This is a genomic window from Okeania sp. SIO2F4 (assembly GCF_010672385.1).
GTDB lineage: Bacteria > Cyanobacteriota > Cyanobacteriia > Cyanobacteriales > Microcoleaceae > Trichodesmium.
On the sequence record NZ_JAAHGT010000510.1, the window covers coordinates 1 to 6,859 of the forward strand.

Annotated in this window: 6 protein-coding genes; 1 reads left to right on the top strand and 5 read right to left on the bottom strand. The window is 36.3% G+C overall.

Features of this window, described 5'->3' with window-relative positions:
• Nucleotides 1–640: 640 nt before the first annotated feature.
• Nucleotides 641–1,546 carry a prephenate dehydratase gene (gene pheA, locus F6K22_RS26120; RefSeq protein WP_293104758.1) on the bottom strand — a complete coding sequence of 302 codons (906 nt, stop codon included), beginning with the start codon at nucleotides 1,544–1,546 and terminating at the stop codon, nucleotides 641–643.
• A 266-nt stretch (nucleotides 1,547–1,812) separates the two neighbouring features.
• Between pheA and F6K22_RS26125 the strand changes: the two genes are divergently transcribed.
• Complete coding sequence (locus F6K22_RS26125) at nucleotides 1,813–2,403, top strand: DUF1997 domain-containing protein (RefSeq protein WP_293104761.1); 591 nt, start codon at nucleotides 1,813–1,815, stop codon at nucleotides 2,401–2,403.
• A gap of 572 nt (nucleotides 2,404–2,975) precedes the next feature.
• On the opposite strand, the gene F6K22_RS26130 is transcribed toward F6K22_RS26125, so the two are convergent.
• The 4 genes from F6K22_RS26130 to F6K22_RS26145 form a co-directional block, all read right to left on the bottom strand.
• A complete protein-coding gene (locus tag F6K22_RS26130) occupies nucleotides 2,976–3,614 on the bottom strand; it encodes an LON peptidase substrate-binding domain-containing protein (RefSeq protein ID WP_293104764.1) in 639 nt (212 codons plus the stop codon).
• A 570-nt stretch (nucleotides 3,615–4,184) separates the two neighbouring features.
• Nucleotides 4,185–4,502 (bottom strand): 30S ribosomal protein S10, encoded by a 318-nt coding sequence (rpsJ, locus tag F6K22_RS26135; RefSeq protein ID WP_426541825.1) that lies wholly within the window; start codon nucleotides 4,500–4,502, stop codon nucleotides 4,185–4,187.
• Between the two features lie 169 nt (nucleotides 4,503–4,671).
• Nucleotides 4,672–5,901, bottom strand: a complete 1,230-nt coding sequence (gene tuf / locus F6K22_RS26140) for an elongation factor Tu (RefSeq protein ID WP_293104767.1) — start codon at nucleotides 5,899–5,901, stop codon at nucleotides 4,672–4,674.
• 594 nt (nucleotides 5,902–6,495) lie between these two features.
• A partial coding sequence (locus tag F6K22_RS26145; RefSeq protein WP_293104770.1) for a zinc ribbon domain-containing protein occupies nucleotides 6,496–6,859 on the bottom strand: 364 nt, incomplete at its 5' end.

A 6,859-nucleotide genomic window follows, 5' to 3' on the forward strand; every position in this document is an offset into this window, starting at 1 on the left:
CTCTTCTAACGCACTACACCTCATTCATTCTCAATAAGAGTTTGATTTTAGTTGAAGTATTCTTCAGTTCCCGAACGCAAATTCGTCTCTATATATAGCTTTCAACTAGCTTGTCACCCCGTGAGGCGGCAGCTATATCGCTCTATTTCAGAAATTTTTCTTCAAAGCAATACCAGAAATATTTTCATCTTGTGAAGCCCCAAAAAAGTGCCGACTTTTCACTCAGTCAAATCCTCCCATCCATCCCTCTCTCTTCAGCGCAAAACCACAAACATCTTCATTTTCTAAAGCTCAAAAAAAATCGCGGGTAAAAGGATTTTCCGTTGCATCCTCATAAAAATTGTGATATTATAAAGTTTAGATGGAGTAACTCGCCTATACACATGACTTTTTATTCAACTAACTTGAGTTACTCATAGGGCGATAGAACTCCGTTCCGCTCCGCGTTTTCGGCTCTTAGCCGACATGAAACGCGGAGCGACATGAAAGGCAGAGCAAGTGCGGCAGCTATATCGCTCTATTTCAGAAATTTTTCCTCAAAGCAATACCAGAAATATTTTCATCTTGTGAAGCTCCAAAAAAGTGCCGACCTTTCACTCATCAAATCTTTCCATCCATCCCTCTTCACTCTTTCTACTCCCTACTCCCTACTCCCTAAATTGATTGGCATAATACTATAACTGCCAAAGATTTTGAGGATTTTTGTATAAGTTTTAAACTCTTCTATCGCTGCCTTGACGTAATTATCATTACTATTAGCTTCTATATCAATAAAAAATAAATAATCCCCTAGAGATAGTTTCGTCGGACGAGATTCTATTCTACTCATATTAATCTCCCTTTTGGCAAATACTTGCAATGGTTCAACCAAAGCACCTGGTACATTTGCAGGTACAGTAAAACCTAAAGAAGTAAAAACTGAATTTTCTGGTTGATTTATTGTATTAATTATTAGTTTTAAAGCCGAATTTTCTATTTCTGTACCTCCTTTTTTCAATACCCAAAAGCGAGTACAATTATCAGGATAATCATTAATTGGATAAGCTAATACAGGCAATTGATAAAGTTCAGCAGCTCTTTGAGAAGCGATCGCTGCAGCACTGGGATCTGTTTCTAAATGACCTAATGCTTCTGTGGTAGAATTAGCTGGAATTTGCTGTACTTGTGGCAAAAACTTTTCCAACCAACCTTGACATTGAGCTAAAGCTTGTGGATGAGAATAAACAGTTTTAATCTCCTCAAAACTACTAGCTAATGATATTAATCCATGAGAAATAGGTAAAACTAATGCTGTTTGAATTTCTAAAATATCCAGTTGCCAAAGTGTATCTAGAGTAATAGTAACGCTTCCTTCAATAGAATTTTCTACAGGTACAACTGCCAAATTAACTTGCTCTTGAGAAACTGCCCATAAAGTTTGAGCAATACTAGGATATGGGCAAAGAAAAGATTTTTGACCAAGCTGACTCAGTTTTTGAGAAAATGCCACTGCTGCGGTCTCCGCATAAGTTCCAGCAGGGCCAAGATGCGCGATAGATATAGTCATAAAACCTCCATTGTTTTTTAGATTTCACATTCAAGGAAATCTGTACAAATTTCAAAAATTTACACTTCGTAAAATTAAATTACATTTCTTTACTTACTTCTCATCTATCAGGTATTATTATTTATGAGAATTAATTAATTTTACCTAAATTACCTCCCAGTTATTAACCAAACTTGAGCAGATACTTTAATGTGATTTAAATCATATTAAAAAATGTGAATTTTAATTAAAGTTTAGGCATTAGATATTGATTTTTTGAAAAAATTATGATTATTAGATTTACTGCTTCACAATCAGTAGATATTCCTGTAGTAGAGCAACAAGTTCCTATTAAGCATTATCTCCGTCAACCAAAGCGTTTAGTTAATGCTTTGGTTGACCCAACAAGATTAGAACAATTAGATAAAGATTGTTTCCGCTTGAAAATGCGTCCACTACACTTTATGATGTTGACTATTCAACCAACTGTAGATATGCGGTTGTGGTCTAGTCCTAAAGGTACAATTTACTTAAAGTCGGAGGGATGTCAAATTCGTGGCGTAGAGTACATCAACCAACGTTTTACTCTCAATCTAATTGGCATTCTTGAACCCCTGCAAATCAAAGGAGTTACTCATCTCAAGGGTAAAGCTGATTTAGAGGTTAAAGTAGAATTACCCCCTCCATTATGGTTAACACCATTACCAGTTTTAGAAACAACTGGTAATGGCTTGCTCAAAAGTGTATTAATGACTATCAAACAAAGACTAACCCATCAATTATTGGTAGATTATTATAAATGGGCTTGTGATGAAACTAAGGTACTAGCTGAAAGTGAACAAAGGTCTATCTTAGCCCCTGGTAGTCAAAGTGTATGATTTATAAGTAAGTATTGAGTTTTACTACTTCTCGTCCTAAATATCAAATTTAATTGCAGGACATACTCCCTCTTTTAGACTCCTTTCCCCTCCATGGACTAACCATGATTAATCCCTACTGACTACTTAAGGAGATGCAGTAAAACTTTAGAGATTTAGTGGCGTTGGTAAATCAAAAGATGAAACTTTAAGAGTAATCTGTTTCTAATACCTCTAAATATTTAACCAGAGTAAGTGATGGGTGTCACCTAAGCGTAGAAAATCATCCCACCAATTACCAACGCCGATTTAGTATAATTAGTTTCGTTAAAGTAGTATTACTCAAAATTCGGCAAGGATTGAGTAATAAATTGTTATTATAGTAAAAGAGCAATTTCAGAATAATTACTAGGATTTTTGTAACAAAAAAAAAGAATGTTTAGGTAGTAGGAAGTGTAGTTTATGATTCACTTCCTACTACCTAAACATTGAACTACAATTCTATTATTTCTAATGTTTGTTTACTTGAATTTAATAGTTAGAAATAATGTTCAGTGAACACAAAGCTTTGAACTTACAAAACTACTGATTTATTATTTTAAAGTGTCTTTAAGAACAGTTCTCGCTGCAAGATGATTGCGGGTAGAGCTGAGAATTTCTACTTCTCTTTCTAGTCTAGCAGCAGTATCTTGCATCTCCAAAAGAGCTTGCTGTTCAGTTGCCACACCATAAAGATTGCTAGCTACCCAATACGATAATTCTTTTGGTAAATCAGGAACATCTTCTGGTAGCTCTATCCTCTGATCCATAAGTTTTCCAGAAAGATGAACTACATCTCTAAGTAACACTTCAACCTGATTTGCTAACCCTCCAAGTTCATTTTCTGAAGGGTCATCTTCTATCCATTCAACCAAACCAACTAAATACGGTTTCTCTCTTACTGTATCTAAAACTCTAAATCTTTGCTCACCTACAGTTAAAACCTTCATCCGATCGTCAGGTAAGCGCTGATAATCCTCAATTTTAGCGCAGCATCCAGTTGCCACAACTCGATCTTGAGCAGAATCCCACATTAAAACTCCAAATTTCTTATCACTTTCTAGAATTGTGTTCATCATAATTCTATAGCGAAATTCAAAGATATGTAGTGGTAGAGGTCTACCTGGAAATAATACTACTTCTGGTAGTGGAAATAGGGGAAGTTCTCGAACAGCTACAGAAGAGGATGCCATTTTCCTAGTATTAATAGATTTTTGGTACTTATAGTTAATAAAAATATAGTCAAATATGACATATCCTTATTTTGCCAGTCTTACCCTGACTGGGTGTTAGCGCAGCTCCTCCGCAGGAGGCACTACAACACCCTCTATCCCATAGCTCAAAGCATTTGGGACTACTTTTTCTTTTCCTCTTTTTTAATGATCTCCCTGATTCAATTTCTGCTTGGTCATAATACAGAGGCTTGGACATAGGTTCTTATGTGTCTAGAGGTAGCGTGTCAGCCCAGGAATTTCACCCTATTGAACTCAGATCGCTGACTCTTGAGGCTATTTGATTTTCTATTATCACAGACATTGTTAAATTATCTCAATCTCAGCCCAAATTTCTGGAGACAAAAGACTATATTTATGTACAACGTTTATTATACTTCTTATACTTTAGCGGATTTTTCTATTCTTGCATACCTATATGTAACAGCAAATCTTACTCTAATATCTCAAGAACTATAGATTAGCAAATTACTTCAGGCCATGGGCATTATTAAGAATTCTCAACCCTTACTTGCTCATGGCTTAGTCTATCTATAGCTTCACCTCAATATCTACACCTGCTGGCAAATCAAGTTTCATCAAAGCATCAATTGTTTTTGAGGAAGGTTGATAGATATCTATAATTCTACGATGAGTCCTTGTTTCAAAATGTTCTCGTGAATCTTTATCAACGTGTGGCGATCGCAACAGACAGTAAATGCGTCGTTTTGTGGGCAAAGGTATTGGCCCTATAGCAGTAGCTCCAGTTCTATTTGCCGTATCTACAATTTTATCACAAGATGTATCTAGTAAACGGCGGTCAAATGCCTTCAGACGAATACGAATTTTTTGCTGTTGAATTGTGGCCATTTCTCTTTAATTTTCTAGGTTCAGATTTTTAGTTTTCAATTATCCATTGCTAGTTTGATAGACTGGCAATAGACTATAAAAATTAACTTTCATTAATCAGCAGCAGAAAAGCAAATATCAGTAATTTATATATGTGCTTTTCTGCTACTTAATCTCTCAGGAAGTTGTTCTACTCTATAATTTTAGAAACAACACCAGCACCAATAGTCCTCCCACCTTCACGAATAGCAAAACGCATACCTTGCTCAATTGCCACAGGGTTGATTAGTTGAACTGTCATTTTAATCCGGTCACCAGGCATTACCATTTCTGCTGCACTACCATCATCAGCAGTAAAAGACTCAATAGCACCAGTCACATCTGTTGTTCGGATGTAGAATTGAGGCCGATAATTTGGGAAGAAAGGTGTATGACGACCTCCTTCTTCTTTTTTCAGAACATATACTTCTGATTCAAATTTTTTGTGGGGAGTAATGGAACCTGGTTTAGCTAAAACCATCCCACGTTGAATATCATCTTTCTGCATACCACGCAGTAGTAATCCCACATTATCACCAGCCATTCCTTCGTCCAGAATTTTCTGGAACATTTCCACACCTGTAACTGTAGTATTACGAGTATCTTTAATACCTACCAATTCTACAGTTTCACCAACTTTGATCTTACCACGCTCAATCCGGCCCGTAGCTACAGTACCACGACCAGTAATAGAGAATACGTCTTCTACCGCCATCAAGAATGGTTTATCAACATCACGTTCTGGTGTAGGAATATACCCATCAACTTCATCCATCAGAGCCAGAATTTTATCTACCCACTCATTTTCACCCTTTCCTATGCCTGGATTAGCTGTTAGTGCTTCTACTGCTTGTAAAGCAGAACCAGAAGCGATAGGAATATTATCTCCATCAAAATCATAGTCACTTAAAAGTTCCCGAACTTCCAGTTCCACCAGTTCCAAAAGTTCCTCATCGTCCACCATATCTTGCTTGTTGAGGAAAACAACTATATTAGGAACCCCTACCTGCTTGGCCAATAGAATATGCTCGCGAGTTTGGGGCATTGGACCATCAGCAGCAGAAACTACTAGAATTGCACCGTCCATTTGAGCTGCACCTGTAATCATGTTTTTTACATAGTCAGCGTGTCCTGGACAATCAACATGAGCATAGTGACGATCTTCTGTTTCATACTCTACATGAGCAGTATTAATTGTAATACCCCGTGCTTTCTCTTCTGGAGCTGCATCAATATCTGCATAATTCCTTGCCTTAGCTTTTCCTTGCGCTGCTAGACTCATTGTAATTGCAGCAGTCAAGGTTGTTTTACCATGGTCAACGTGGCCAATAGTTCCAATATTGACGTGAGGTTTATTTCTTTCAAATTTTGCGCGTGCCATTAATTACTTGTTCCTTTTTTCCGTTGTTAATTCCGTTTACCTTAAAGAAGCAGTCAGCTTTCAGCCATCAGCAGGATTTTGAATTTAGAATTAAAGGTAAATTTACCAATTTTGAATTCTATTACGACCCTGGAGGCTAGCTGAATACTAAAAGCTAACAGCTAGTTAAATCAGGAAACGGATGCACTGACTAATATAAGATAAATTTTGAAAACTATGCTTATCCCTTCACCAATGGATAATGGATAATTGATAATTGATAATTAATCCCCAGAGGTTTAAACCCTCTCCTTTTCAGGAGAAAAAAGCTGTCGGAAAGCCGAGCATGACCTTAGGATGGGATGGCGAGGTCTCGGAGCCATATCCAATCGACCAAGAGAAGAAATAAGATTTCTTTATATTTAATCCTCTCGGTTTTAACCTTCTTGTAATTATCCATTATTCATTATCCATTATCAATTAATGAGCTAATCTTTGTTAGCTTTTGTTTTAGACAATTGCCTACTTTTTCAGTAAATTGCAAGTTTTTATCTAGTTATCAGTGACTTTATTTTCACATTATCCAACCGCTCAACTAAACTTACTCAAACTTACTCAAAAGCCTGAAAACTCAGTTGTTCGTAGTGGATCGACCACCACAGGGTTAAACGGCAAACCCTTTATTCCTTGGTCCAAGACATCAGGAATTACTTTTCTAATTATATTAAATGACCCATTTACATCTGCATTTAATAATTTATTTTCCCTGGTTTTATACAACCCTCTTGTTACTCTTTTTCCACTAAATTTCGGTTTTTTATCTCCATATTTTGGTAATTTATCCCCATCTAAACAGCTCGATTGAGATGTATAAGATTCTTCTGTAATTATTACTTTTATTCCTCTTAATTGGGCTTTATATCTTAACATCTCTATTAACCTATAATGAGGGATACTCACAAATTGTTGATTGTTCTTT